Source organism: Novosphingobium humi (assembly GCF_028607105.1).
GTDB classification, from domain to species: Bacteria; Pseudomonadota; Alphaproteobacteria; order Sphingomonadales; family Sphingomonadaceae; genus Novosphingobium; species Novosphingobium humi.
On the sequence record NZ_CP117417.1, the window covers coordinates 2679002 to 2702178 of the forward strand.

A 23177-nucleotide genomic window follows, 5' to 3' on the forward strand; every position below is an offset into this window, starting at 1 on the left:
ATACAGATGATGCAATCTGTACCATACTGTATCTGGGCACAAGCCCCCCGCCTGCCTTATTCGATGGCCGCAAGGAGGCGATCATGCAGGATATCAGAAGAGGTTGGATCAACGGGATGATCGGCGTCGCGCTGTTCAGCGGGTCAATGCCCGCCACGCGCGCGGCGGTGGTCGGGTTTACCCCGCTGTTCCTGACCGCGGCGCGGGCGATCATCGCGGGGGGCCTTGGCGCGATGATGCTGATCGCCATGCGCGAAAGCCTGCCGCGCGGGCGGCAATGGCTCTCGCTGGCCATGATCGCGGGCGGCGTGGTGGTGGGCTTTCCGCTGCTGACGGCCATCGCCCTGCAGGAAATTTCGGCGGCGCGCTCGCTGGTGTTCGTCGGGCTGCTGCCGCTCTCCACTGCGCTGTTCGGCGTGCTGCGCGGGGGCGAGCGGCCCGGCGCAATCTTCTGGCTCTTTGCCCTGCTGGGCGCGGGATGCGTGGCGGGCTATGCCCTCTCGCACGATGCCGCCGCCTCGCCGGTGGGCGATGCGCTGATGGTGGTGGCCGTGATCGTCTGCGGGCTGGGCTATGCCGAGGGCGCCGTGCTGACCCGGCAAATGGGGGGATGGCAGGTCATCTGCTGGGCGCTCGTGATCTGCACCCCGCTGGCTGCCGTGCTGGCCGTACTCACATGGCCGCAAAGCATGGCCTCGGTCGGCGCGCCAAGCTGGGTCGGCCTGTTCTATGTCTCGGTCTGTACCATGCTGCTAGGCTTCATCTTCTGGTATCGCGGGCTGGCGCTGGGCGGCATCGCGCGGGTCGGGCAACTGCAATTGCTCCAGCCGTTCCTCGGGCTGGGTCTGGCGGCGGTATTTCTCCATGAGGCGATTGCGCCGGCGATGCTGGTGGCCGTGGGGGCCGTGGTGGGTTGTGTGGCGGGGGCGAGGAGGTTTGCCTGACCTATGCCTCCGGCGGGCAAAGGGACTCGGTCCCTTTGCAATCCCGTTATTGGGGTGGTGGAAGGTTGGCGGCGTCGTGATTAAGGCAATGGAATAAGGCCTGCGGCGCGCCTTACGCTAAAAAGCGCCGCAGGCTTTAAAATTCAAACCCCGCGTCCGACACAAAAGGCCGCCCCCATAGCGCAACGCCGACAATATCGGGATTGTTAAGGGCCCCCGCCCTTAACCCGCCGGAGGCAAAACCTCCAAACCCCGACAAAACCCCTAAATCCCGCTCCCCTTCCACGACCGCCGCTCCTCGGCGGCGCGCAACACCTCATAGGCCAGTTGCAGCTTGCGGAAGGCTTTGGCGGCTTCTTCGTCATTGGGGCGCACGTCGGGGTGGACCTCTTTGGCCTTGGTCCGCCATGCTTTCTTGATCGCGTCAAAATCGGCGTCCGCTTCCAGCTCCAGCACTTCGAGCGCGCGCATTTCGTCGCGGCTGCGCGTGCCGTCGCCCGATCCCGTCCATCCGTAATAGGACGACTCGCGATAGCCCGCGTTGGTTTGCTGTTCCGCCTTTTCCCGCGACTCGGCCTCTTCCTTGTCGAGGCCCGCGAAATAGTCCCACCCCGAATTGTATTCGGCGGCATGGGCCTGACAAAAATACCAGCGATCCGGGCTGTTGGGTGATTTGGGCGCGGGGCAATTGCCCGGTTCATTGCATCCGGCGCGGTCGCACAGGCGCACCTGTGCGGCCTCGCGGCCACTTTCATAGCCACGCCAGCGCGGGAATCCCCAATCCGATGATCGACCTGCACGAGCCATCCGCGCTTAGTGACAAAACCGCGCCCTCTACGCAAGTGTCCGCAAAGGCGACCTGTTATGTCACATTGCAATCGCTGGCTTTTTCGCCTAAGCGCAGGCGCCATGAGCCGCCAACTTGCCCTTGCCAGCATGATCGCCATTGCCGCGAGTGCTGCCTGCGCGCTGATGGCGCCGGGCATGGCCAACGCCATGGCCATGGCGCGCTACGCCTCGATCATCCTGCGCTAAAGCATTTTCGAGATAACCCGAAACGGTCGTCGGCTCGCGAAAGGCGGGATTCAAGGACGGGCACGCCTTCTCTCCTTGCGAAAACATGCCAAAACAAGACCCCGCCACCGGATCGCTCCGGCGCGGGGTCCTGCATCGCTTGTGATCGCTCGATCCGTCGCCGGATCAGTCGATCGTGACGGTCACCGCGCGGCGGTTCTTCGCCCAGGCTTCCTCGTTCGAGGCCGGATCGATCGGGCGTTCCTTGCCATAGCTCACCGTGGTCAGACGCGAGGGATCGACGCCCAGGCTGACCAGGAAGGCCTTGGCCGAATTGGCGCGGCGTTCGCCCAGAGCAAGGTTGTAATCGCGGGTGCCGCGTTCGTCGGTATGGCCCTCGATGGTGGCCTTCTTGTTCGGATACTTCAGCAGCCAGCCCGCCTGGGCGCGCAGGATATCGGCCGAAATCTGGTCGATATCATACTTGTCCAGCGCAAAGTGGATGGTGTCGCGACCGCCGACCGAGGCGAGGAAATCGGCCTGCGAGCCCGGCGTCGGGCCGCTGGGCATGGCGGGCGCGGGGGCGGGCATGGTGTTGGTCACCGGCGGGCCGGGTTCGGGCGGCAGTTGCTTGGGCGGCTTGGGCGCGCAGGCCGAAAGGGCCAGCGCGCTCACGCTGACGAGCACACCCGCGCTCAGCAGGCGAGTATTGAGCATGGAGGGCATCATGTCTTCTCCTTGACTACTTGGACAGTCAAATTAGGCCCGTTATTGGCGGATCGGCCCCCATGAGGGGTCCGATCCATCGACCGGCGTGGGCAGGCGCCGTTCGTTCCGCCCCGTCAGATCCACTTGCCAGATGCTTGTGTGGCCTGTGCCCTTTTCGGTGCGGAAGAATTGGATGATGCGGCCGTTGGGCGCCCAAGTCGGCGCCTCGTCCTGCCACGAATCGGTCAGATAACGCATACCGCTGCCATCAACCCCCATCACCGCAATGCGCAGATTGCCGGCGATATGGGTAAAGGCGATCTGGTCGCCGCGCGGGCTCCATTCGGGCGTGGCGGCGCGGCCGCCGAAAAAGCTGATGCGGTGCTGGTTGCTGCCGTCGGCATTCATCACGTAAATCTGCTGGCTGCCGCCGCGATCGCTTTCAAACACGATCTTGCTGCCGTCGGGCGAATAGGAGCCGCCCACATTGATCCCCGGCGTATCGGTCAGCTTCTGGCTGATCCCGCCATTGGCCGAGACGCGGTAGATATTGGTGTTGCCCGCACTGGCCATGGAATAGAGGATCCACTTGCCGTCGGGCGACCAGCGCGGGGCAAAGGTGGGATTGCCCGGTTCTGCCACCAGCTTCTGGCTCGCGCTTTCCACGTCATAGACATAGATGCGCGGGCGGCCGTTCAGATAGGACAGATAGACGATCTTGCGATAATCGGGCGAAAAACGCGGGGTCAGCGCCATGGCCTGACCCGTGGTGATGAAGCGGTGGTTGGCCCCGTCGCTGTCCATGATGGCCAGACGCTTCATACGGTGCGCCTTCGGCCCCGTCTCGGCGATATAGGCGATGCGGCTGTCGAAAAACGGGCTTTCGCCCGAAAGGCGCGAATAGACCGTATCGGCGCATTTGTGCGCGGCGCGGCGCCAGTCGCCCGGCGGCAATTGCCACGTCGCCTTCACCAGTTGCTGGCGCAGGCTGACGTCATACAGGTAGCAGCCGACCACCAGATCGCCGTTGCTGGCCGCCGAGACGCTGCCATGCACCAGCATTTCGGTGCCGCGCGTGCTCCATGTCGGAAAATCGGGCGTCAGCACCTGAATGATCGGGATCGGCGGCAGGCTGTTGGGGCCGGTGGGCTTGAACAGGCCGTTGTTTTTAAGGTCGCCCGTGATCACCTCGGCAATCGCGCGGCCAAGCTGCGCGGTCGAACCGGCGCTGGCGGCGGTGGGCACATCGGCGTTGGTGGCGAAACTGGGGATGGCGATGCCAAGGCTCTGCCAAGCGGTGTCATCCGACACCGTGCCCGTCAGCACGCCATTGTCGGATGCGGGCGGCGCGGCGGTGGACGTCACCACGGGGGCGGGGGCGATGGTCTGGGCCTCGATCGCACCGGCCGCGATGAAAGCCGCGCCGGCCAGAAGCCCGTAGGAAATTTTACGCATCATCATTGGGACAGGTTCCTGTCGAAACGCCATTGCACATGTTTCCATGCTTCATAGAGATCGGGGGGCAAAGGAAAAGGTGCCGCAAGTTTGACCGCACGTATCGCATTTTCGCGATGGAGCCCGGCCTGCGGACGGTTGCTGGCGGTCACGCCTTCCTGCCGCACCAGCGTGATCGGCCCGGCCAAAGTGCCGTCGGGGTTGAGGTCAAAGGCCAGAATCGTGACCAGTTGATCGGTTTCCACCCCTTGCGGCACGCGCCAATGCGGCTTCAACTGGCGGCTGATCGCGCCGGCCAGCGCGGCCTTGACGCCCGGCCCGATGATGGCCGCGGGCGGGGTCTGGGCCTTGCCTGCGGGGCTGGCGCCGAAACCCTTGAGGAAATCGACGCCCACACGGCTGCCGCCTGCAGGTTTCTTGGTGACCGGTTTGGCCGCCTCGGTTTTGGCCTCGTTTTTGGCGGCGGCTTTGACGGGAGGCGCCTTGCTGCCATGGGCGGCCGCAATCGCTGCCGAGATCGGATCGACCTTGGCGGGGGTCGGCTTGGCCGGAGTCGGCTTGGCCGGGGCGGGATGCGGCTTGGGCTGGGGCGCGGGTTTGGGCGCCGGCACCGGCTTGGGCGGGGGGGCGGGATGCGGGGGCGCGGGTTGCGGCCTGGGTTGCGGCAGAGGCCTGGGCGGCGGCGCCGCGGGGACCGGCGCGGGCTTTGGCACCGGCACGGGTTTGGGCTCGGGCTGGGGCACCGGCTCGGGCGCGGCCATCGGCTGGGCCTCGCCCAGTTGCGGGGCCAGATCGGGCGCGGCTTCCTCGCGGCTGGTCGAAACCGCCTCCTTGGCCACATCGTCGGCCAGCGTCACCTGCATCCGCTGGGGGCGCGGCAAGGGCGGCGGGGAAGGCTGCAAGGCCAGCACCGCCACCAGCGCCACATGGCCGACCACCGCAACGCCAAGGCCGATCGCCTCGCCCCGGTTCAGACCCTTGCGGCCATGATAGGATTGGGCCAGCGACATGGGATCAGGGCTTCTTTGCCGTTTCAACAGGAGCCCCGCCCGCAACCGTCACCAACGAGATCGCAGTGATCCCGGCGCGGTTCAATTCGCCCATCACGCCCACCACGCGGCCATAATCCAGCGCCTTGTCCGCACGCAGCGTGACGAGCGGCATCGCCCCATCGGCCCCGCGCGGCAGAGCGCCGACCCGCTCGGCCAGTTCGCCGGGCGAAAGCTCGTCATCGTCGAGGAACACGCGCCCCTCGGCATTCATCGTGATCGTCACCTGCTTGGGCGTCTGGTCCAGCGGCTTGGCGCGGCTGTCGGGCAGCGTGATCGGGATGCCCGCCTTCATCAGGGGCGCTGTGACCATAAAGATCACCAGCAGCACCAGCATCACGTCGACCAGCGGAGTGACATTGATTTCGGCCATTGGCGCGCGGCCGCCCCGCCCGCGCCTTTTCGAGAATTTATGGATGCCCATCGCCATGGATCAAAGCCCGTCCAGTTCGCGAGACAGGCTCGCATGGAAACGGTCGGCAAAGCGCTGGAGCCGCGCTTCAAAGCTGTTCACGATATGCGAATAGCGGTTGTAGCCGATCACCGCCGGAATGGCCGCAAAGAGGCCGATGGCGGTGGCGAACAGTGCCTCGGAAATACCGGGCGCGACGACCGAGAGCGAGGAATTCTGCTGCTGGCCGATCTGGAAAAAGCTGTTCATGATGCCCCAGACCGTGCCGAACAGGCCGACAAAAGGCGCAACCGAACCGACCGTGGCGAGGAAATTCAGCCGGTCGGCCAGAGATTCGGCCTCAGCCGCCACCACGCTGTCCATCACCGAGGAGAGGCGCTGGCGCGCGCCCGAACGGTCGATCTTGCCCGTGGCCGAGCGGCGCCATTCGGCCAGCGCCGCGCTGACCACCTTGGCCACCGGCAGATCGGCATTCCTGCCGCCGCCGCGCTCGGCCTGAAAGGCGTCGATGTCGCGCGATTTCCAGAATTCGCCCTCATAGGCCTCTGACTGTCGGCGCAGCGATGCCATGCGAAAGCCGAAAGACAACAGGATCGTCCACACCCAAATGCTGGCCAGAAGCAATCCGCCCATCACCACCCGCACGACAATATCGGCGTCCAGAAACAGCTTGACGGGGTCGAGATGGGTAGAGCCGGCAGCGGCAGCAAGCAGGTCGAGGTCGGTCATGGTGTTCCCGGTTGGTTGGGGCGTAGGTCGGTTGATGCCGGCGCATGTCCGGCCAGAAACTGGGCAAAGATGGACCGCCAAGAGGCAGGCTGGCGGCGCGGGCGTCCATCGGGGGCGACAAAGCCCACCCGCACGGTTGCCTGCGCCAGCAGCGCGCCTTTATGAACGGCGCCTTTCTCAACACCGGCCAGCCTGAACGCTGCTTGAACCAACCGGATACTGGCGGCACCCAATTCATGAATTCGCGTTTCGATCAGGATTTCATCGTCAAGGCGCGCCGGCGCGGTATAGCGGATGGCCATTTCGGCCACCGCATAGGCCCCCTCGCCCGCCTCCTGCGCGGCGCGCTGGTCCACATCCAGCAGGCGCAGCATGTCCGAACGCGCCCGTTCAAACCAGCGCAGATAATTGGCATGATAAACCACGCCCGACAGGTCCGTATCCTCAAAATAGGCCCGTACCGCATAGAGATGCAGCGGACCATCATCGTCCGTGGCGAAGCAGCCGGAAGGAGGGAGAGGCAGGGCGTTCATAATTGTCGCGCAAACTAGCCCGCCCTTGGCGCAAAGAGCAACCCACCGTGATGAATAAACGCGCTTATTGGGCGATCGTGCGCCCCCCGGCCGCCCTTAGGCGGCGATCATGCGCCCCCCGGCCGCCCTTAGGCGGCGATCATGCGTCCAAGCGGCTTGCCGCCGAACAGGTGGACATGGAGATGCGGCACTTCCTGCCCGCCATCCATGCCCACATTGGCGAGCAGGCGATAGCCGGGCGCCACCAGCCCCTGTTCACGCGCGACATGGCCCACGGCGCGGATGAAACCGGCGATCTCCTCGGCCGGGGCATGGGCGGAAAAATCATCCCACGAGACATAGGCGCCCTTGGGGATCACCAGCACATGCACCGGAGCCTGAGGCGCGATATCATGAAAGGCCAGCGCGAAATCGTCCTCATAGACCTTTTTCGCCGGAATCTCGCCGCGCAGGATGCGGGCAAAGATATTGCTGTGATCATAGGCGAGCGTGGGGTCGATGGGCATGGATTATTCCCCTTTGCGGCTGGCTTTTTCGACGATGCCGCTCACGCCTTCGCGGCGGTCAAGCTCGTCGGTGATGTCGGACAGGGCGATGCCCTTGGCGTTCAGCAGCACCAGCAGGTGGAACACCAGATCCGCCGATTCCCCGATCAGCCCGGCGCGATCATCGGCCATGGCCGCGATCACCGCCTCGACGGCCTCCTCGCCCACTTTCTGCGCGATCTTGGGCACGCCGCGCGCGTTCAGCTTGGCCACGTAGGATGAGGACGGGTCGGCGGCGGCGCGCTGGGCAATCGTGGCCTCAAGCCGGGCCAGCGTGGCCAGCGGGTGATGGACGGTGTCGTTCATGGCGCCTGCGATGGGGCGGACGCGCCGCGCCGTCAAGCCCGGATATGCGCTTTCAGGCGGTTGCCGGTTGGGCCTCGCTCTGGCGCGGGCGGCTGCTGCCACGATAGCCCAGCATCAGCCCGGCCAGACCCAGCGCCGCCATCGCCATATTCGACGAAGTCAGGCCCGACAGTCCATGCGACGCCAGCATCGGTTGCAGCAACATCGCGCCGATCAGCAAACAGGCCGCGACATTCAGAAACAGACGCATGAAATATCCTCCGATTGACGGGGATAGTTAATGCATGATGCATGCCATTCAGATATATGTATGAAATTATTGGATTAAGTAATTAACCATATGTGCCGATTGATAAAAATTCCGACACCATGCGTTAATCCTTAGCCGCCCCGTGCGGGGAGGCCCGCCGCACGCAGGGCCCCATGCGCCTGGGCAATCGAATATTTGCCGAAGTGGAAAATGCTGGCCGCCAGAACCGCGCTGGCATGGCCCTTGGTCACACCGTCTACCAGATGATCGAGATTGCCCACGCCGCCGCTGGCGATGACAGGAATTCCGACACTGTCGGCAATTTTGCGCGTCAGTTCGAGGTCATAGCCCGCCTGCGTGCCGTCGCCATCCATGCTGGTCACCAGCAATTCGCCCGCGCCCAATTCGGTCAGGCGCACCGCATGCTCGATCGCGTCAATGCCGGTGGCCTTGCGCCCGCCATGGGTGAAGATTTCCCACCGGCCCGGCGCCACGCGGCGCGCGTCCACGCTGGCCACGATGCACTGGCTGCCGAATTTCTCGGCGATGTCACGCACCACCTCGGGGCGGCTGACGGCGGCGCTGTTGACCGCCACCTTGTCCGCGCCCGCCAGCAACAGCGCGCGCGCATCCTCGGCGCTGCGCACGCCCCCGCCCACGGTCAGCGGCATGAAGCAGACCTCCGCCGTGCGGCGCACCACATCGAGCAGCGTCCCGCGCCCCTCATGGCTGGCGGAAATGTCCAGAAAGCACAGCTCATCCGCGCCCGCCGCGTCATAGGCCCGCGCCTGCTCCACCGGGTCGCCCGCATCGATCAGGTCGACAAAGTTCACGCCCTTCACCACGCGGCCATCGCGGACATCGAGGCAGGGAATTACGCGGATACGAACGGTCATGTCTTTTGCCTCCGGCGGGCAAAGGGATTCGAGCCCTTTGCAATCCCGTTAATGGGTGGCGCTCCATCGCAGACGGAAGGCCATGCGGCGGAGCTGGTATTATAGCCTGCGGCGCGGCAAAGGAGCGCCAAAAGCACCGCAGGCCTTACAATTCAAACGGCGCGTCCGACACCAAAGGCCGAACCACAAGCGCCACGCAGACAGTAAAGGGAGCGCGAGGGTCTAGACCCTCACATCTATCCCTTACTCCTTATTCGCCATCGCAATCGCCGCAGCCAGATCGAGCTTGCCCTCGAACAAAGCCCGACCCGTAATCACACCCTCAATCCCATCCTCTGCATGCAAAGCCAGCAACCGGATATCATCCAGCCCCTTGACCCCGCCGGACGCAATCACGGGAATATTCACCCGGCGCGCCAGATCGACGGTCGCCTCGATATTGGCGCCCTTCAGCAAGCCATCGCGGCCAATGTCGGTAAACAGCAGCGAGGCCACGCCCGCATCCTCGAACCGGCGGGCCAGATCGACCACGGCCACATCCGACACATCGGCCCAGCCCTGCGTCGCCACGAAACCGTCGCGCGCGTCCACGGCTACGACGATGCCGCCGGGGAATTCCTTCGCCATATCCTTGACGAATTCGGGGTCCTTCAGCGCCGCCGTGCCCATTACCACGCGCGACACGCCAAGGTTGAACCAGCCCTCGATCGATTCGCGCGTGCGGATGCCCCCGCCCAATTGCACATGGCCCTCAAAGCTCTGCAGGATCGCCTCAACCGCCTCGCGGTTTTCCGCGCGGCCCGCAAACGAGCCGTCCAGATCGACCACATGCAGGAACTGGCTGCCGGCGGCGGCAAAGATCTGCGCCTGCGCGGCCGGGTTGTCGCCATAGACCGTGGCGCGGTCCATATCGCCCTCGGCCAGACGGACGACCTGACCACCCTTGAGGTCGATTGCGGGAAAAACGATCACAGCTTCCACTCCAGAAAACGGGCCAGCAGCGAGAGGCCATAGGACTGGCTCTTCTCGGGGTGAAATTGCACGCCAAGAATGTTGTCGCGCCCGACAGCGGCGGTCACGCCCCCGCCATGGTCGGTCATGGCCACCACATGATGGCCATCCTCGGCAACAAATTCATAGGAGTGCAGGAAATAGGCCTCGCCCGGCTCGATCAGCGGGGCATTGGGCTTCACGCCCACATCGTTCCATCCCATATGCGGGATCTTGATGGTGGGGTCGGCGCGCTCCATCAACCGCACCTCGCCCGGAATCCAGCCCAGCCCCTCGGTAATGCCATGTTCGACGCCGCGCGTGGCCAGCAGTTGCATGCCCACGCAAATGCCGAGGAAAGGCGCCTCACCTACCAGCACGCGCTCTTCCATCGCGGCGACGAGGCCGGGGATCGCGCGCAGACCTTGCGCACAAGCCTTGAACGAGCCGACACCGGGCAGCACGATCCGGTCGGCCGCGCGCACCACATCGGGGTCGGCGGTGATCGTCACCCCTTCGGCCCCGGCGGCCTTGAGCGCATTGGCCACCGAATGCAGGTTGCCCGCGCCATAGTCGATCAGGGCCAGAACTTCAGACATGACTCACCTCAACCGTTTAAAGTGCCGTCCCCAAGCAGCCCCTTGGTCGAAGGCACCGCCCCGCCCTTGCGCGGGTCCAGCTCGACCGCCGTGCGCAGCGCGCGGGCAAGGCCCTTGTAGATGCCTTCGATGATATGGTGGTTGTTCTGGCCATAGAGCACTTCGATGTGCAGCGTGATGCCGGCGGCCTGAGCAAAGGAATGGAACCAGTGTTCGAACAGTTCGGTGTCCATCTCGCCCAGCTTGTGGACGGTGAACGCCGCCTTCCACACCAGCCAGGGGCGGCCCGAAATATCGAGCGCCACGCGGGCCAGCGCCTCGTCCATCGGCGAATAGACCTGACCATAGCGGCCGATCCCGGCTTTATCGCCAAGGGCTGCCGAAACGGCCTGGCCGATGGCGATGCCGCAATCCTCGACCGTATGATGCTGGTCGACATGCAGGTCGCCCTTGATCCGGACGGTCATGTCGATCAGCGAGTGGCGCGACAATTGCTCCACCATATGGTCGAGAAAGCCGATGCCGGTTGAGACATCATACTTCCCCGATCCATCGAGGTTCACTTCCACGAGAATATCGGTCTCGTGCGTCTTGCGGGCGATACGGGCGGTGCGCATGGCGTGCCTATATACCCGACGGCGGCGCGATCAATAGGTTTCGCTGCGCATATCCCCTCTTGACCCGCAAGCCCCCAAGCGCCACTTGGGAACCCATGACCGATGATACGCCCGACAGCCTGATCCCCTATGATGAAATCGTGCAGGAAGCGCTGCGCGCCGTGGTGGGCCGCGTGCTTGGCCAGGTGGCCAGCACGGGCGGCTCGCTGCCGGGCAATCACCACTTCTACATCACCTTCAAGACCCAGGCACCGGGCGTCGATATTCCCGCCCACCTCAAAACCCGCTTTCCCGATGAAATGACCATCGTGCTCCAGAACAAGTTCTGGGATCTCAACGTGGGCGAGGATCATTTCTCGGTCGGGCTGACCTTCAATCAGGTGCCCGCCATTCTGGTGATCCCCTTTGGCGCGATCACCGCCTTTGTCGATCCGGCGGTCGATTTCGGCCTCCAGTTTCAGGCCACGGTCGAGGATCTGGAGCCTGAAACCCACGATCAGGCCGAAAACGATTCGCCCGGCGCCGATGCCCCCATCGCCACCAGCGAGGACGGCTCGAATGTCGTCACGGTGGATTTCGGCCGCAAAAAGTAAATCGGCATGAGCGCGCCCAAAATCTCCGGCCTGATCCGCCAGAACGGCCAGTCGCTGGTCAGGAAGGCCGTTGATACGATCATCGTGCAGGACAAGGCGGGCAATCAGCAGCGCGTCTCGCTGCCCCGCAAGATCGCCGGTTTCGCGCTGACGAAACTGGCCACGCGGTCGGTGCCGGGCGCGATTCTGGTGGGCGGGGTGCTGCTGGCCAAACACCTGCATGACCGCAAGCAGGAACGCAAAAAGGATGCGGCCGAAGAGGGCGAATAAACAGCCCCCTTGATCGCGCGGCCATGTTGCGGCATCGGACGCCATGGCTCCTGACTCGCACGATCTGCATCACACCGACCACCACCACCCCGACCTGCACCGTCGCGGGCTGATGTTCATCCTGTCCAGCCCGTCGGGCACCGGCAAGACCACCATCGCCCGGCGCCTGCTGGCCGAGGATCACGCGATCCACCCCTCGGTTTCGGCCACCACCCGCGCGCCCCGCCCCGGCGAGGTCGATGGCGTGGACTATTTCTTCGTCAGCCAGCAAGAATTCGACAGCATGGCCGAAAATGACGAATTCTACGAATGGGCCGAGGTTTTCGGCAATTGCTACGGCACCCCCAAGGCCCATATCCGCGCCGGGCTGAAACACGGCAAGGACTTCCTCTTCGACATCGACTGGCAGGGCACGCAGCAGCTCTATCAAAAGGACGCGCAGGACGTGGTCCGCGTCTTCCTCCTGCCCCCCAGCATCGAGGAACTGCACCGCCGCCTGTCCGGCCGCGGCACCGACAGCGCCGAGGTCATCAACGCCCGCATGGACCGCGCCCGCGCCGAAATCAGCCACTGGGACGCCTATGACTATGTCGTGGTGAACGAGGATCTGGACGAGTGCTATGAGCAGGTGAAGCTGATCCTGGCCGCCGAGCGTTTGCGCCGCAAGCGCCAGACCGGCCTGATCCCGTTTGTGCGCGGGCTGTTGCGCACGAAGCAAGGGTGAATTTGTGCGGGGGTGATTTTGCCTCCGGCGGGCAAAGGGCGGGGGCCCTTTGCAATCCCGATACTGCCGGGCGTTGCGCCACGGCGGTGGTCAATGGTTGTCTGATCTGGGGATTTTAAAGCCTGCGGCGCCCATCAGCGCAAGTTCTCCGCGCCGCAGGCAGTGAAAACCACTCCTTCTACGTCACGACCTTTGCGCTCCCCTATTAATGGGATTGCAAAGGGCCCCCGCCCTTTGCCCGCCGGAGGCACTTTCACCCTCCTTAACCTCCCTTGCGCCTCCAAAACCGCCTCGCTAAACCTCTGTAATGAACCAGCCACAAACCGCCCCAAACATCCCGCTTTCCCTCTTTGCCGGCTCGCTGCTTTACGGCGGCCTGTGCGTGCTGGCGGGCGTGCTGGGGACCAAGATTGCCGATCTTGGCACATGGCCGATCCTTGGCAATCTGGCGGTGGAGAGCGGAATTTTCGCTTTCCTGATCCTTGTCGTGCTGGGCAGCGCGACGGCGGAACTGCATGGCACGGCCACGGCCAACCGGCTGGTCCGCTTTGGTTTTGTGCCGCTGATCGTGTCGATGGCGCTGCTGATGATCGTCATCCACGCGGTTCCGCCTGCCCCGTTCTGGCCTGATCAGCCCGCCTTTGCCCATCTGCTGGGTCAGGGCGCGCGGATGCAGTTTGCCGGGCTTTGCTCCTATGGCACCTCGCAGACGCTCAACGTCTATGTCTTTTCCCGGCTTGCCGCCGGGCGCGAGGGGCGCCTGCTCTGGGTCCGCGCCTGGCTGGCCAGTCTGCTCAGCCAGGTGGTCGATACGCTGATCTTCATCACCATCAGCTTTTACGGCGTGCTCGACCTTGGCCCGCTGATGAAGGGACAGATCATTTCCAAGCTGGTGCTCTCCACCATCATGGTGCCACCGCTGATCTATCTGTTTGTCGCGCTTGGGCGCTGGCTGGATGGCGCGCGCCGGGCATAAAAAACACTTCTATTCCGCCAAAAGCGCGGTAAACGGCGCCCCATGAACGACTCCACCACATCCTTGCTCGCCAAAGCCGAAACGCTGATTGAGGCCCTGCCCTATCTCAAGCGTTACGAAGGCCGCACTTTCGTTGTGAAATATGGCGGCCATGCGATGGGCGATCCCGCGCTGGCGCAGGATTTTGCCGAGGATATCGTGCTGTTGAAGGCCGTGGGCATCAACCCGGTGGTCGTCCATGGCGGCGGTCCGCAGATCGGCCGGATGCTCAAGGCGCTTGGCATCGAATCGCAATTCGTCAACGGCCTGCGCGTCACCGACAAGGCCACCGCCGAAGTGGCCGAAATGGTCCTGTCGGGCGCGATCAACAAGGAACTGGTCAGCTGGATCAGCAAGGCGGGCGGCAAGGCCGTCGGCATTTCCGGCAAGGACGGCGCGCTGGTCACCGCCCGCAAGGTCGAGGCGCAAAAGCTGGGCAAGGCGATTGAGGACCCCGACAGCGGCGAGGCCATCGTGGTGGACCTGGGCTATGTTGGCGAGCCCGATCACATCGACACCTCGATTCTGGAAACCCTGTCGAGTGCGGGCCTGATCCCGGTCATCGCCCCCATCGCGGTGGGCCATGACGGCGAGACCTATAATATCAACGCCGACACGATGGCGGGCGCGATTGCCGCCGCGATCGGTGCTGCGCGCCTGTTCCTGCTGACCGATGTGCCGGGTGTGCTGGACAAGGACAAGAACCTGCTGACCGACCTGACGCCTGCCGATATTGAGGCCCTGGCGCAGGACGGCACGATCAGCGGCGGGATGATTCCCAAGCTGGCCACCTGCACCCATGCGGTCGAGGCCGGATGCGAGGCGGCGGTGGTTCTCGACGGCCGCGTTCCCCACGCCATGTTGCTGGAATTCTTCACCAGCAAAGGCGCAGGCACGCTGATCCGCAAGGCGTAAGCCTCAGCCGTTTTTCCAATTCACGCGATTGACGTAAAACGAGCGAACCGGCTCGCCCGTGGCGTTGCGGGCCGGATAAAACGTGGCGCGTCGGCTCAGCACATCGCATGTGGCCTTGCGCAAACGTTCGTCGGCAATCGCCGTCAAAATGGTGCATTGCGCCACCTTGCCTTCCGTGGTCACATCCAGACGGAACAGAACCGACCCTGACGGCGCATCTTTGGCCAGCAACCGAAACGGAGTATCAAGGAAGGTAATCCAGCTTTCCGGGCTTACCTTTGGCGTAGCCGCGGTTTTCAAGGCGGCCTGCTCTTTGGAATCATAGCCCCAGCTGTTGACCAACCCCACCGTGCATGAGCGCAAGGCCAACATGGGATATTTGAGAGACCCGGTGGCCAGTCGGAACCATGGACCGGCGGGCGCGGAAAATACGATGGAGGTAACGGCCTCTTCCTGCTCCGGCGTCACAGGCGGCACATCCTGCAACTCCCTGCCGCGCGCAGCAACCGCAGGCACGAGGCGCAGATTTGGCGCAACCATCATCGGGACGCCATCCGCGCTGCCTCCCAAAGCTTGCGCTCTATCCGGCCCTTGCCCGAAACCGATAGAGATTATGTTATCCAACTGATTAAGATGGAAACGGTTGCTGATCAGGCGAACTTCCAGGTCATCGCCGAGCGAATAGCGGTACATCTGCAACGTAATCGCCTGATCGCCTTCACCAAATCTGGCGCCTATCGCACAATATTGTTTATCCGCATCCAGCACCCATTGACCATTGCGCTGTAATTCAATGGTTTTTGTCGGCACGTTTTGCGCTGCCAAGACCGGGCGGCCAATCAGCCCGGCCAGACACATCAGGACAATCGCCCTCATCAAAACCCCTCATCGACCATCATCACACTTGTCGCGGATCAGGCTAACGGGCAAAAGCGCGCAAAACAAGGCAGGCAAATCCATAAGGCCCCTTGCCAAATTTGTAAGCAACACTTACAATCCTTGCTCAGCGCTCCGGTTGCGCGCGTGGCTTGGCTCGGCTAGGCCACACGCTCTGCCATTGGGAGAGGAAGCGCCCCGTGATTAACGAAGTGATTATCCCCATTCTTCTGCTGTTGGCCGACATCGTGTCAACGGCGGTGTTGGTGCAGGTTGTTCTCGGGCTGCTGATCAGCTTCAACGTCGTAAACCTGCATAATCCGCTGGTTTCCGGCATCTGGCAGGCGCTCAACGCGATTCTGGAGCCGCTTTTGAGGCCGATCCGCCGGTTCATGCCGAACACCGGCTTTATCGACCTTTCGCCGATGGCGCTGCTGGTGCTGATTCGCATCGTCATCATCTTGCTGGTTTACATTGGGAATCATTACGGATGAGCGAGAACAAAATTATCGACGGAAAGGAATTTGCAGAAAGGCTGCGCGCGCGTATCGGCGTGCTGGCCGGTGAATTCGAAGCCAAGGCCGGTCGCAAGGCGGGTCTGGCCGTTGTGCTGGTGGGCGAGGATCCGGCCAGCCAGGTCTATGTGTCCTCCAAGGGCAAGCAGACCGTGGCGGCGGGCATGAACAGCTTTGAACACAAGCTGCCCGCCGATGCCAGCGAGGAAGAACTGCTGGCCGTGGTGGAAAAGCTCAATGCCGATCCTGCGGTTGACGGCATTCTGGTTCAGCTTCCCCTGCCCCGCCATATGGACGAGCAAAAGGTGATTGCCACCATCGACCCGGACAAGGATGTCGATGGTTTCCACGTCACCAATGCGGGTCGTCTGGCCGTGGGTCAGGCTGGCTATGTGCCCTGCACGCCGCTGGGTTGCCTGATGCTGCTCGAAGACCGTCTGGGCGACCTCAAGGGCCTGAACGCCGTCGTCATCGGGCGCAGCAACATCGTGGGCAAGCCGATGGCGCAACTGCTGCTCTCGGCCAATTGCACCGTCACCATCGCCCATCGCCACACCAAGGATCTGGCCGATATCGTGCGGCGCAGCGATATTGTCGTGGCCGCCGTGGGCGTGCCCGAAATGGTCAAGGGCGACTGGATCAAGCCGGGCGCGACCGTGATCGACGTGGGCATCAATCGTCTGCCCCCCGCCGAGGGCAAGACCAAGGGCCGGATCGTGGGCGATGTCGATTATCAAGGCGCGGTTCAGGTGGCGGGCGCCATCACCCCGGTGCCGGGCGGCGTTGGCCCCATGACGATTGCGGTGCTGCTGCGCAATGCGCTGGTGGCCGCCTATGCGCATGAAGGTCTGACGCTGGCCACTGCCGACCTGCCGGAGCATTCGATCTGATGGAAAAGCCCGCCTTTCTTGCGTTGTTTGGAAGGCGGGCTTTGTCCGCATGCGTCATCGCCGCGGCCCTGTCCGCCCCGGCCGTGGCCCAGCGACCGGCCAAGGGCATGGCCACGATGTTCGCCCTGCCCAGCGATATTATCGCGCGCGAAATCGGCTTTGCCCGCGCCGTGCGCGACAAGGGGCAATGGCAGGCGTTCCGCGACCATGCCGCGCCGGACGCGCAAATGTTCGACGGCGACAAGGTGGTGCGCGTTCAGGATTTTGCCCGCCACCGCGCCAATCCGGCCCAATCGCTGCAATGGCAGGTCCACAATGTCTGGATGAGCTGTGACGGGGCCACGGCCATTTCCTATGGCGGATGGCAGGCGGGCGCTGCCCATGCCTGGTTCTCGACCGTATGGCAGCGGCAGAAAAAGGGCCAGTATCTCTTTGTGCTGGATCAGGGCGGCGCCACCGACAAACCCTTGACCGAGCCGGAATGGGCCGAGGCCAAGGTGGCCGAATGCGGCCCGCGTGGACAAAAGGCGCTGGAATTCGCGCCGCCTGCCGGGGGCGACCACCTTTCGGGCCAGAGCAGCGACCATTCGCTTGAATGGTCCACTGCGGTCCGCCCCGACGGCACGCGCGACTATGCTGTCAGTGTGAAAATCGCTGGCAAAATGACCGAAGTGCTGCGCCGCAGTTCGAAATAGGCCCCCTTTCGCTGAACCTCACGCTGGGGTAAGGCAAAGGCATGCTTGAACTTTTCATCTCCACCTTCGCCACGCTTTTCGTGGTGATCGATCCGGTCGGCTGTGCGCCGATCTATGGCGGGCTGACGGCCAGCTACACCCCGCAGGCCGCGCGCAGCACCGCCATCCGCGCCAGCATCATCGCCAGCACGATCCTGATCATCTTTGCTCTGTTCGGCAAAGGTTTGCTGGCGGCGCTGGCCATAGAACTCAATGCTTTCCGCATTGCCGGGGGCGTGATGCTGTTCCTGATCGCGCTGGAAATGGTGTTTGAAAAGCGCACCCAGCGCCGCGAGGAACGCGTGGAAAAAGTGCTGCATACCCCTGAACCGCATGAGGACATCAGCGTCTTTCCGATGGCCATGCCGATGATCGCGGGGCCGGGCTCGATCGCCACGGTGATGCTGATGATGGGCCATGCCAATGATCGCGCCGGGGCCGCCGTTGTGCTGGCCGCGCTGATCTGCGTGCTGCTGCTGACGGGGCTGGCGCTGTTGGCGGCGGGGCCGATCATGCGTCTGCTCGGCAGCCGGGTGGAGGCGGTGATCACCCGCGTGCTGGGCGTGCTGCTGGGCGCGCTGGCGGTGCAATATGTGATTGACGGGGTGCGCGGGGTTCTGGGCCATTAAGCCCAAAACCCCGCAATCCATCAAACCGAATTAGCGCGCGCGATCCGGCCCAGCACACCGGCGCTGGGCTTGGGCGTGCGTTTGAAGGTCGTGCGGTCCAGTTCGCACAGGCCAAAGCGGATGCGATAACCAAACCCCCACTCGTAATTGTCGATCAGGCTCCAGTGGCAATAGCCGATCACCGGCACGCCATCATCCATCGCCTTTTTCAGCTCCCTCAGCGCGGCGGGGATCAGATTGGCGCGGATTTCGTCATGCTCGGTGCCTACGCCATGCTCGGTCACCATGATCGGCAGGCCCGTTTCCGCATGGGCATAGCGCGCCACCCCCGCCAGCGAGGGCGGATAAACCTCGGCCCCCATCGTGTTGGTGACGGCGCCGGGCGGATTGGGCAGCTTGCCCTTGTCGGTCCACACGCTGCGTTCGTAATTCTGGATGCCGAGGAAATCGCAATCCGTTTTGGCCAGACGCAGCCAATCGCCATAGAAATGCTCGCGCTTGGCATCGCGCAGGCTGACCGCGCCCTTGGGCAAATTGGGGGCCGCCTGTTCATCCAGCATGGCCAGACTGACACCCACGGGCAGATCGGAGCGCACCGCCTTGATCGCGGCGCGGCCCAAGCGGTGGCCTTCGAGCATATGCTTTTGCGTACGCGCACCATCGCGCGTGTAGAGCGGGTTTCCGGGCTGATACACGGCCACGCCCAGTTCTCTGGCGGCGGCCTCGACCATCGCCTTGTCCCCACCCAGCAGATCGCCGGGCAGCAATTCGCCCAGCTTGCCCGCCAGATTGGGTTCGTTGAGCGTGGTGGCATAGGCGATACCGCCCGCCAGATGGCGCGCGGCCCGATCGCAAAAGCGCGCGAACAAGACGGGCGCATCCTCGCCATGCCATCCGCCAAGCGCGGCAAACCAGCGCGGCGTGGTGAAATGGTTGAAGGTGACAACCGGCGTGATGCCGCGCGCGCGGCAACCATCAATCATCGCCTTGTAATGATCCAGCATGGCGATGGAGAACATCCCCTGCTCCGGCTCGATCCGCGCCCATTCCAGGCTGAAGCGATAGGTGTTGAGGCCGAGGCTTTTGACCAGATCGAGATCGCGCTCCCACAGCAGAAAGCTGTTGGCGGCATCGCCCGAGGGTTCGGCGTAGATGGTGCCTTTAAGATGTTCGAGAAACCACACGTCCGAGGAGGTGTTGTTGCCCTCGACCTGATGCGCGGCGGTGGCCGCGCCCCAGAGGAAGCCCTTGGGAAAGGCCGGATTGAACACCTTGCCCTTGCCTGCGGCGTGCAGGGCCATGGGCGCTGTGGAAAGGGCAACCGTCGCGCCCAGCATGGCCCTGCGGTCGATCACAGGCTGATCACCTTCTCGTCATTGTTAAAGGACGGGAAAGGCATATAGGAGATGCGCAGACGCTGTTGCAGCGACAGCTTGTGCTCGCCCGCCGGAAAGCCGCCCGGCAGCGCCACCGTAATGGTCGCGGGCGCACCAAAAGGCCAGCGGCGATCAAAGGCCGTCTCCATCTCGTCCAGCGTCAGCGGACCTTGGCCTTCATCAAAGGTGATCGCCTCGCGGGGAAGCGCCTCGCCGTCGATGGAGACTTTGAGATCCTCGATCATCGAGAGGCCGAGGCCGCGATAATAGCCCAGCTTGGTCGTGAAGGAGAAGCCGGTGGGCGCATCCGCCGGGCCGGTGTTGGCAACGGTGGCGGGATCGATGATATATTTGTCAAACATGGGTTTTATTCCTTGATGATGCCGCGCGTGCGCAGCCAGCGGCGCATCACGTCCAGCCAGCCTTCGGTGGGCGTGCCCGGCGCGCCGGGGCCAAAACCGTGGTCGCCGGCGGAAAAGAGATGGAACTCGACGGATTTGCCCGCCGCGCGATAGGAATCGATCAGTTTCGGCCCGCCCGCCCGCGCCAGCAGAAAGTCATTCGCCGCAATCGCCACGAACATCGGCGGGGCATTGTCGGGCACTTTCATCGGCGCCATATTGGGATAGATGGGGGCGACAAAGGCGGGCATGTCGGCGCCAGCATTTTCCACCACGCTGCGGGTGAGGAAACCGCCTGCGGAAAAGCCCATGAAGCCGATGCGCGCCGGGTCCACGCCCCATTGCCCGGCATGGCCGCGCACATAGCGCAAGGCCGCCAGCCCATCGGCCAGCGCCTCGGGCGGGGTATCATCGGGCGGGCTGGCCATGGCGACTTTTTCGCCGCGGATCACGCGGGCCAACTGGTCGGCAAATTCAACCTGCGAGGCGGGCGTGGGCAGCACGCGATATTTCAGCACGAAGGCGGCTATGCCGTGATCGGCGAAATAGCGGGCGATCTGCCAGCCTTCCTTTTCGATGGCCAGACCAAGAAAGCCGCCGCCCGGCGCGACGATCACCGCCGCTCCGGTGCCCTTGCCCTTGGGCAGGAAGGGCATGATCGTCGGGCGCGTGACATTGCGCACCGCAATCAGGCCATTGTCGCGGTGCCACACCTCACGATCCGGTGCATCGGGGATCAGCGCGATGGCGCCCGGCTGGGCGGGGGCGGCCATCGTCTCGCGGCTGGGCCCCGGCATCTGGGCATGGGCCACAGGCGCCAGAGCCAACGCCAACGCCCACGGGGCAAAGGCGCGCGCGCGCATTACGCGACCTCCGCTTCGGCCTTGGCGATCAGGCGTTCGAACATCACATGCTGGCGGCGGACCTGTTCGCGGCTGTCCACTTCATGCACGTCCTGAATCCAGCGATTGCCTTCATATTCGGACGACAGCGTGCCTTCCCAACCGGCCTTGACCAGTTCGGGGATCACCTCGTCATAGGCCAGCGCGGGATCGGTGCAATCCTCGTTCATTTCATAGAATTTGGCCTGAATGTGGCGGAAATAGGGGGCGTAATCGCCGATCCGCTTGGGGTTGGCATAGGGAGCGTGGCGCAATGTTTCGGCCATGGCGACCTCGGCCTTGTTGCCCTGCATCTTCACGGCCACTTCAAAGATGGTGTATTCGCACATCACCTTCTGCTCGTGCTGCTCGACGATGAAATCGCAGACTTCGGGCCGGGCGCCCTGGCGTTCAAAGCGGGCGCGGAAGGCGGGCGGGTAATGCTTCATGAAAATGCCCATGTCGGGCAGGATGCCAAGATGCTTGGTCTTGAGGCGATCCGCCACCTCAATGGTGCGCAGGATCCAGGCGTGCTCCAGATGCCATGGCGCATGGACCTCGACGCCCATATGCACGTCCAGCTTCTCCGCCATCGGCACGCATTTTTCGAGAATGTCGGGGCGCACGAAGATCAGGATGCGCATGTTTTTGATGCCGAGCCGGTTGCACAGGATCAGGTCGCGATGGATGCTTTCGACCTGCTCCTCGTCACTCATCAGGCGATCCTTGCGGCGCTTGGTGTCGAGGAACATGTCATAGCAGGTGAAATGCGCGCCATGGCGCGCCAGCATGTCCTGCCATTCGCCCACCTGAGCGTCGCTGATGTTGGGAAAGGTGGGCATATTCTGTTCGGGCAGGATTTCGATGCCCGGCGCGCCGATGCCGGCGGCAAAGGCCACGCAATCCTCGATGCTCATCTTGCCGAGGAACATCTCTTCCTGAAAGCTGTAGAGGCTGACGCCCCGTTTGATTTTCGATGTCATTGATTAAGCTCCGGTGGGGGCATTGTCGCGCCCCGAAACAACGATCAGCACCAGAATGGCGCAGACGAGGCCAAACACCCCCGCCGCCAGAAAGGCACCCTGCATATGGCCGAAATGTTCGCGCAGCAGGCTGACCAGCAGCGGCGAGGAAAATTGGCCGAAGAAGAAGCAGGCGGTCCAGATGCCCATGCCGCGCCCACGATGGGCAAAGGGCAGATGGCTTTGCGCCCATGCGACAAGGCAGGGAACCGCCATGCCCGCGCCGGTCTGCTGGATGGCCATGCCCACCACCATGCCGCGCCAGTCATGGATCAGCCCCATCGTCACCAGCCCTGCGCCCAGCAGCGCAAAGAGCGAGAACAATTGCCAGCGCGGGCCAAACTTGCCGGTGAACCAGAACACGCCCGCGCCCACCATCACAAACAGGCTGGGGATGCTGGTCATGCGGCCGATGGCGGCGGAATCCTTGACCCCGATCTCCTGCCAAACCAGCCCGCCATTGATGATGAACACGTAATAGAGCGCGCTGCCCAGCAGAGTCACGCCAGCATAGGTCAGCACATTGCGCCATGGGAAAGGTTCACCGCCCTCGTCCATGCCCAGCATCTTACGCGCGGTTTCATCGCTGGCCGGTTCGTAAAGGAACAGGGCGCTGGCGAGGAAAGCGGGAAAGCCGACGGCATAGACGAGGAAGATCCCGTTCCATTGCACCGCCGTCAGATAGCCCGACATGAAGATCACCGCGCTGCCCAGAAAGGGGCCTGCAAGGCCCTGAATGGTCAGCCAGAAGCGGCGGTCCTTCTCGTCCCAATAATCGCCCACCAGCGTGTTGAGCGTTGTCAGGATCGCGGCCTCGGCCACGCCAAGGGCAAGGCGCGAGACATAGATCTGGTCGATCGAGTCGAGGAAAAAGGGCGCCACCCCCACGAAACCATAAAGCGCGGTGGACACCAGCAGCAGCCTGCGCCGCCCGAAACGGTCAACCAGCAGACCCGCGACCAGCGCCAGCAGCGCAATCGTCAGCCCCGGCGCGGACACCATGGCGGGCACCTTGGCGATAGCGGCCGGATCGCGCGCGGCGAAATGTTCGATGATCGCGGGCACGGCCGGAAACATCGAAACAATCGCCACGATGGGCAAAAAGGCCACGGTGACCAGCGTTATGCCCTGCGCAGGGCCCGCCTTGCGCGGGGCAATGGATTGGACGCTCAAAACTCTCTCCCGATGGCGGCCGGACATGGACGTACCGCAAATTTTAATTAGAACTCTTGTTCTGAAAGTTAGAGCGGGGTGGCGCGCCTTGTCAAGATCGTCCGTCTGATCGACGC

At 63.6% G+C, this 23177-nt stretch carries 31 protein-coding genes; 11 read left to right on the forward strand and 20 right to left on the reverse strand.

Translation table 11 applies throughout. The annotated features are described in order from the left end of the window. The first annotated feature begins 83 nt into the window (after positions 1–83). Positions 84–944 (forward strand): DMT family transporter, encoded by an 861-nt coding sequence (locus PQ457_RS12630; protein ID WP_273617171.1) that lies wholly within the window; start codon positions 84–86, stop codon positions 942–944. Between the two features lie 264 nt (positions 945–1208). Here PQ457_RS12630 and PQ457_RS12635 read toward each other — a convergent pair whose 3' ends face one another. Further along, the gene (locus PQ457_RS12635; RefSeq protein ID WP_273617172.1) at positions 1209–1751 is read right to left on the reverse strand and encodes a J domain-containing protein; all 543 of its coding nucleotides are present in this window, start codon (positions 1749–1751) and stop codon (positions 1209–1211) included. Positions 1752–1853: 102 nt separating this feature from the next. On the opposite strand from PQ457_RS12635, the gene PQ457_RS12640 reads away from it, so the two are divergent. Next, positions 1854–1979, forward strand: a complete 126-nt coding sequence (locus PQ457_RS12640; protein WP_273617173.1) for a hypothetical protein — start codon at positions 1854–1856, stop codon at positions 1977–1979. A gap of 165 nt (positions 1980–2144) precedes the next feature. Here the strand turns inward: PQ457_RS12640 and pal are convergent, their stop codons facing one another. The 13 genes from pal to hisB all read right to left on the reverse strand — a co-directional run bounded on the left by pal (position 2145) and on the right by hisB (position 11047). Then, positions 2145–2684, reverse strand: a complete 540-nt coding sequence (pal, locus tag PQ457_RS12645) for a peptidoglycan-associated lipoprotein Pal (RefSeq protein ID WP_273619321.1) — start codon at positions 2682–2684, stop codon at positions 2145–2147. A 42-nt stretch (positions 2685–2726) separates the two neighbouring features. Further along, on the reverse strand, positions 2727–4127 hold the full coding sequence (gene tolB / locus PQ457_RS12650) for a Tol-Pal system beta propeller repeat protein TolB (protein WP_420540939.1): 1401 nt from the start codon (positions 4125–4127) through the stop codon (positions 2727–2729). Then, complete coding sequence (locus PQ457_RS12655; RefSeq protein WP_273617174.1) at positions 4124–5131, reverse strand: energy transducer TonB; 1008 nt, start codon at positions 5129–5131, stop codon at positions 4124–4126. The genes tolB and PQ457_RS12655 overlap by 4 nt, the downstream gene beginning before the upstream one ends. Before the next feature lie 4 nt (positions 5132–5135). Then, positions 5136–5600, reverse strand: a complete 465-nt coding sequence (locus tag PQ457_RS12660; RefSeq protein WP_420540940.1) for a biopolymer transporter ExbD — start codon at positions 5598–5600, stop codon at positions 5136–5138. 3 nt (positions 5601–5603) lie between these two features. After that, complete coding sequence (tolQ, locus tag PQ457_RS12665; protein WP_273617176.1) at positions 5604–6311, reverse strand: protein TolQ; 708 nt, start codon at positions 6309–6311, stop codon at positions 5604–5606. Next, the gene (locus tag PQ457_RS12670; protein WP_273617177.1) at positions 6308–6844 is read right to left on the reverse strand and encodes a YbgC/FadM family acyl-CoA thioesterase; all 537 of its coding nucleotides are present in this window, start codon (positions 6842–6844) and stop codon (positions 6308–6310) included. The genes tolQ and PQ457_RS12670 overlap by 4 nt, the downstream gene beginning before the upstream one ends. Positions 6845–6972: 128 nt before the next feature. Beyond that, positions 6973–7350, reverse strand: coding sequence for a histidine triad nucleotide-binding protein (locus PQ457_RS12675; RefSeq protein ID WP_183622265.1), 378 nt, complete (start codon positions 7348–7350; stop codon positions 6973–6975). A gap of 3 nt (positions 7351–7353) precedes the next feature. Beyond that, entirely contained in the window at positions 7354–7695 is a 342-nt protein-coding gene (locus PQ457_RS12680; protein WP_273617178.1) for a phosphoribosyl-ATP diphosphatase, read from the reverse strand. Between the two features lie 52 nt (positions 7696–7747). Beyond that, the gene (locus PQ457_RS12685) at positions 7748–7945 is read right to left on the reverse strand and encodes a hypothetical protein (RefSeq protein ID WP_273617179.1); all 198 of its coding nucleotides are present in this window, start codon (positions 7943–7945) and stop codon (positions 7748–7750) included. 131 nt (positions 7946–8076) lie between these two features. Next, positions 8077–8841 carry an imidazole glycerol phosphate synthase subunit HisF gene (hisF, locus tag PQ457_RS12690; RefSeq protein ID WP_273617180.1) on the reverse strand — a complete coding sequence of 255 codons (765 nt, stop codon included), beginning with the start codon at positions 8839–8841 and terminating at the stop codon, positions 8077–8079. Between the two features lie 243 nt (positions 8842–9084). After that, the gene (gene hisA, locus PQ457_RS12695; protein ID WP_273617181.1) at positions 9085–9813 is read right to left on the reverse strand and encodes a 1-(5-phosphoribosyl)-5-[(5-phosphoribosylamino)methylideneamino]imidazole-4-carboxamide isomerase; all 729 of its coding nucleotides are present in this window, start codon (positions 9811–9813) and stop codon (positions 9085–9087) included. Further along, positions 9810–10430 (reverse strand): imidazole glycerol phosphate synthase subunit HisH, encoded by a 621-nt coding sequence (hisH, locus tag PQ457_RS12700; RefSeq protein WP_273617182.1) that lies wholly within the window; start codon positions 10428–10430, stop codon positions 9810–9812. Before hisH ends, hisA begins: the two co-directional genes overlap by 4 nt. An 8-nt stretch (positions 10431–10438) precedes the next feature. Further along, positions 10439–11047: an imidazoleglycerol-phosphate dehydratase HisB gene (gene hisB / locus PQ457_RS12705; protein ID WP_273617183.1), complete on the reverse strand. Its 609-nt coding sequence runs from the start codon at positions 11045–11047 to the stop codon at positions 10439–10441. Positions 11048–11142: 95 nt separating this feature from the next. On the opposite strand from hisB, the gene PQ457_RS12710 reads away from it, so the two are divergent. The 5 genes from PQ457_RS12710 (at position 11143) to argB (ending at position 14564) form a co-directional block, all read left to right on the forward strand. Further along, positions 11143–11640, forward strand: a complete 498-nt coding sequence (locus PQ457_RS12710; RefSeq protein WP_273617184.1) for an SspB family protein — start codon at positions 11143–11145, stop codon at positions 11638–11640. A gap of 6 nt (positions 11641–11646) precedes the next feature. After that, positions 11647–11910 (forward strand): hypothetical protein, encoded by a 264-nt coding sequence (locus tag PQ457_RS12715; RefSeq protein WP_273617185.1) that lies wholly within the window; start codon positions 11647–11649, stop codon positions 11908–11910. Positions 11911–11953: 43 nt separating this feature from the next. Then, entirely contained in the window at positions 11954–12634 is a 681-nt protein-coding gene (gene gmk / locus PQ457_RS12720) for a guanylate kinase (protein ID WP_273617186.1), read from the forward strand. A 307-nt stretch (positions 12635–12941) separates the two neighbouring features. After that, a complete protein-coding gene (locus PQ457_RS12725; protein WP_273617187.1) occupies positions 12942–13610 on the forward strand; it encodes a queuosine precursor transporter in 669 nt (222 codons plus the stop codon). A 42-nt stretch (positions 13611–13652) separates the two neighbouring features. Then, a complete protein-coding gene (argB, locus tag PQ457_RS12730; protein ID WP_273617188.1) occupies positions 13653–14564 on the forward strand; it encodes an acetylglutamate kinase in 912 nt (303 codons plus the stop codon). Between the two features lie 3 nt (positions 14565–14567). Here argB and PQ457_RS12735 read toward each other — a convergent pair whose 3' ends face one another. Next, complete coding sequence (locus PQ457_RS12735) at positions 14568–15440, reverse strand: energy transducer TonB (protein ID WP_273617189.1); 873 nt, start codon at positions 15438–15440, stop codon at positions 14568–14570. A gap of 200 nt (positions 15441–15640) precedes the next feature. Here PQ457_RS12735 and PQ457_RS12740 point away from each other — a divergent pair, with 200 nt between their 5' ends. From PQ457_RS12740 to PQ457_RS12755, 4 genes are read left to right on the forward strand one after another with little or no spacing between them, the layout of a single operon-like run. After that, positions 15641–15934 (forward strand): YggT family protein, encoded by a 294-nt coding sequence (locus tag PQ457_RS12740; protein WP_273617190.1) that lies wholly within the window; start codon positions 15641–15643, stop codon positions 15932–15934. Continuing rightward, positions 15931–16845 (forward strand): bifunctional methylenetetrahydrofolate dehydrogenase/methenyltetrahydrofolate cyclohydrolase FolD, encoded by a 915-nt coding sequence (gene folD, locus PQ457_RS12745; protein ID WP_168605936.1) that lies wholly within the window; start codon positions 15931–15933, stop codon positions 16843–16845. Before PQ457_RS12740 ends, folD begins: the two co-directional genes overlap by 4 nt. Before the next feature lie 41 nt (positions 16846–16886). Continuing rightward, positions 16887–17540, forward strand: a complete 654-nt coding sequence (locus PQ457_RS12750) for a Cif family virulence factor (protein ID WP_273617191.1) — start codon at positions 16887–16889, stop codon at positions 17538–17540. A gap of 41 nt (positions 17541–17581) precedes the next feature. Then, positions 17582–18208, forward strand: coding sequence for a MarC family protein (locus tag PQ457_RS12755; RefSeq protein WP_273617192.1), 627 nt, complete (start codon positions 17582–17584; stop codon positions 18206–18208). A gap of 20 nt (positions 18209–18228) precedes the next feature. On the opposite strand, the gene PQ457_RS12760 is transcribed toward PQ457_RS12755, so the two are convergent. Genes PQ457_RS12760 through PQ457_RS12780 form a run of 5 tightly spaced genes read right to left on the reverse strand, consistent with a single transcriptional unit; the run spans position 18229 to position 23061 of the window. Next, the gene (locus PQ457_RS12760) at positions 18229–19563 is read right to left on the reverse strand and encodes a glycoside hydrolase family 1 protein (protein ID WP_273617193.1); all 1335 of its coding nucleotides are present in this window, start codon (positions 19561–19563) and stop codon (positions 18229–18231) included. Beyond that, positions 19560–19946: a C-glycoside deglycosidase beta subunit domain-containing protein gene (locus PQ457_RS12765; RefSeq protein WP_273617194.1), complete on the reverse strand. Its 387-nt coding sequence runs from the start codon at positions 19944–19946 to the stop codon at positions 19560–19562. Before PQ457_RS12765 ends, PQ457_RS12760 begins: the two co-directional genes overlap by 4 nt. A gap of 5 nt (positions 19947–19951) precedes the next feature. Next, on the reverse strand, positions 19952–20848 hold the full coding sequence (locus PQ457_RS12770) for an alpha/beta hydrolase (RefSeq protein WP_273617195.1): 897 nt from the start codon (positions 20846–20848) through the stop codon (positions 19952–19954). After that, complete coding sequence (locus PQ457_RS12775; RefSeq protein WP_273617196.1) at positions 20848–21849, reverse strand: sugar phosphate isomerase/epimerase family protein; 1002 nt, start codon at positions 21847–21849, stop codon at positions 20848–20850. Before PQ457_RS12775 ends, PQ457_RS12770 begins: the two co-directional genes overlap by 1 nt. 3 nt (positions 21850–21852) lie before the next feature. Then, positions 21853–23061, reverse strand: coding sequence for an MFS transporter (locus tag PQ457_RS12780; protein ID WP_273617197.1), 1209 nt, complete (start codon positions 23059–23061; stop codon positions 21853–21855). Positions 23062–23177: the final 116 nt, after the last annotated feature.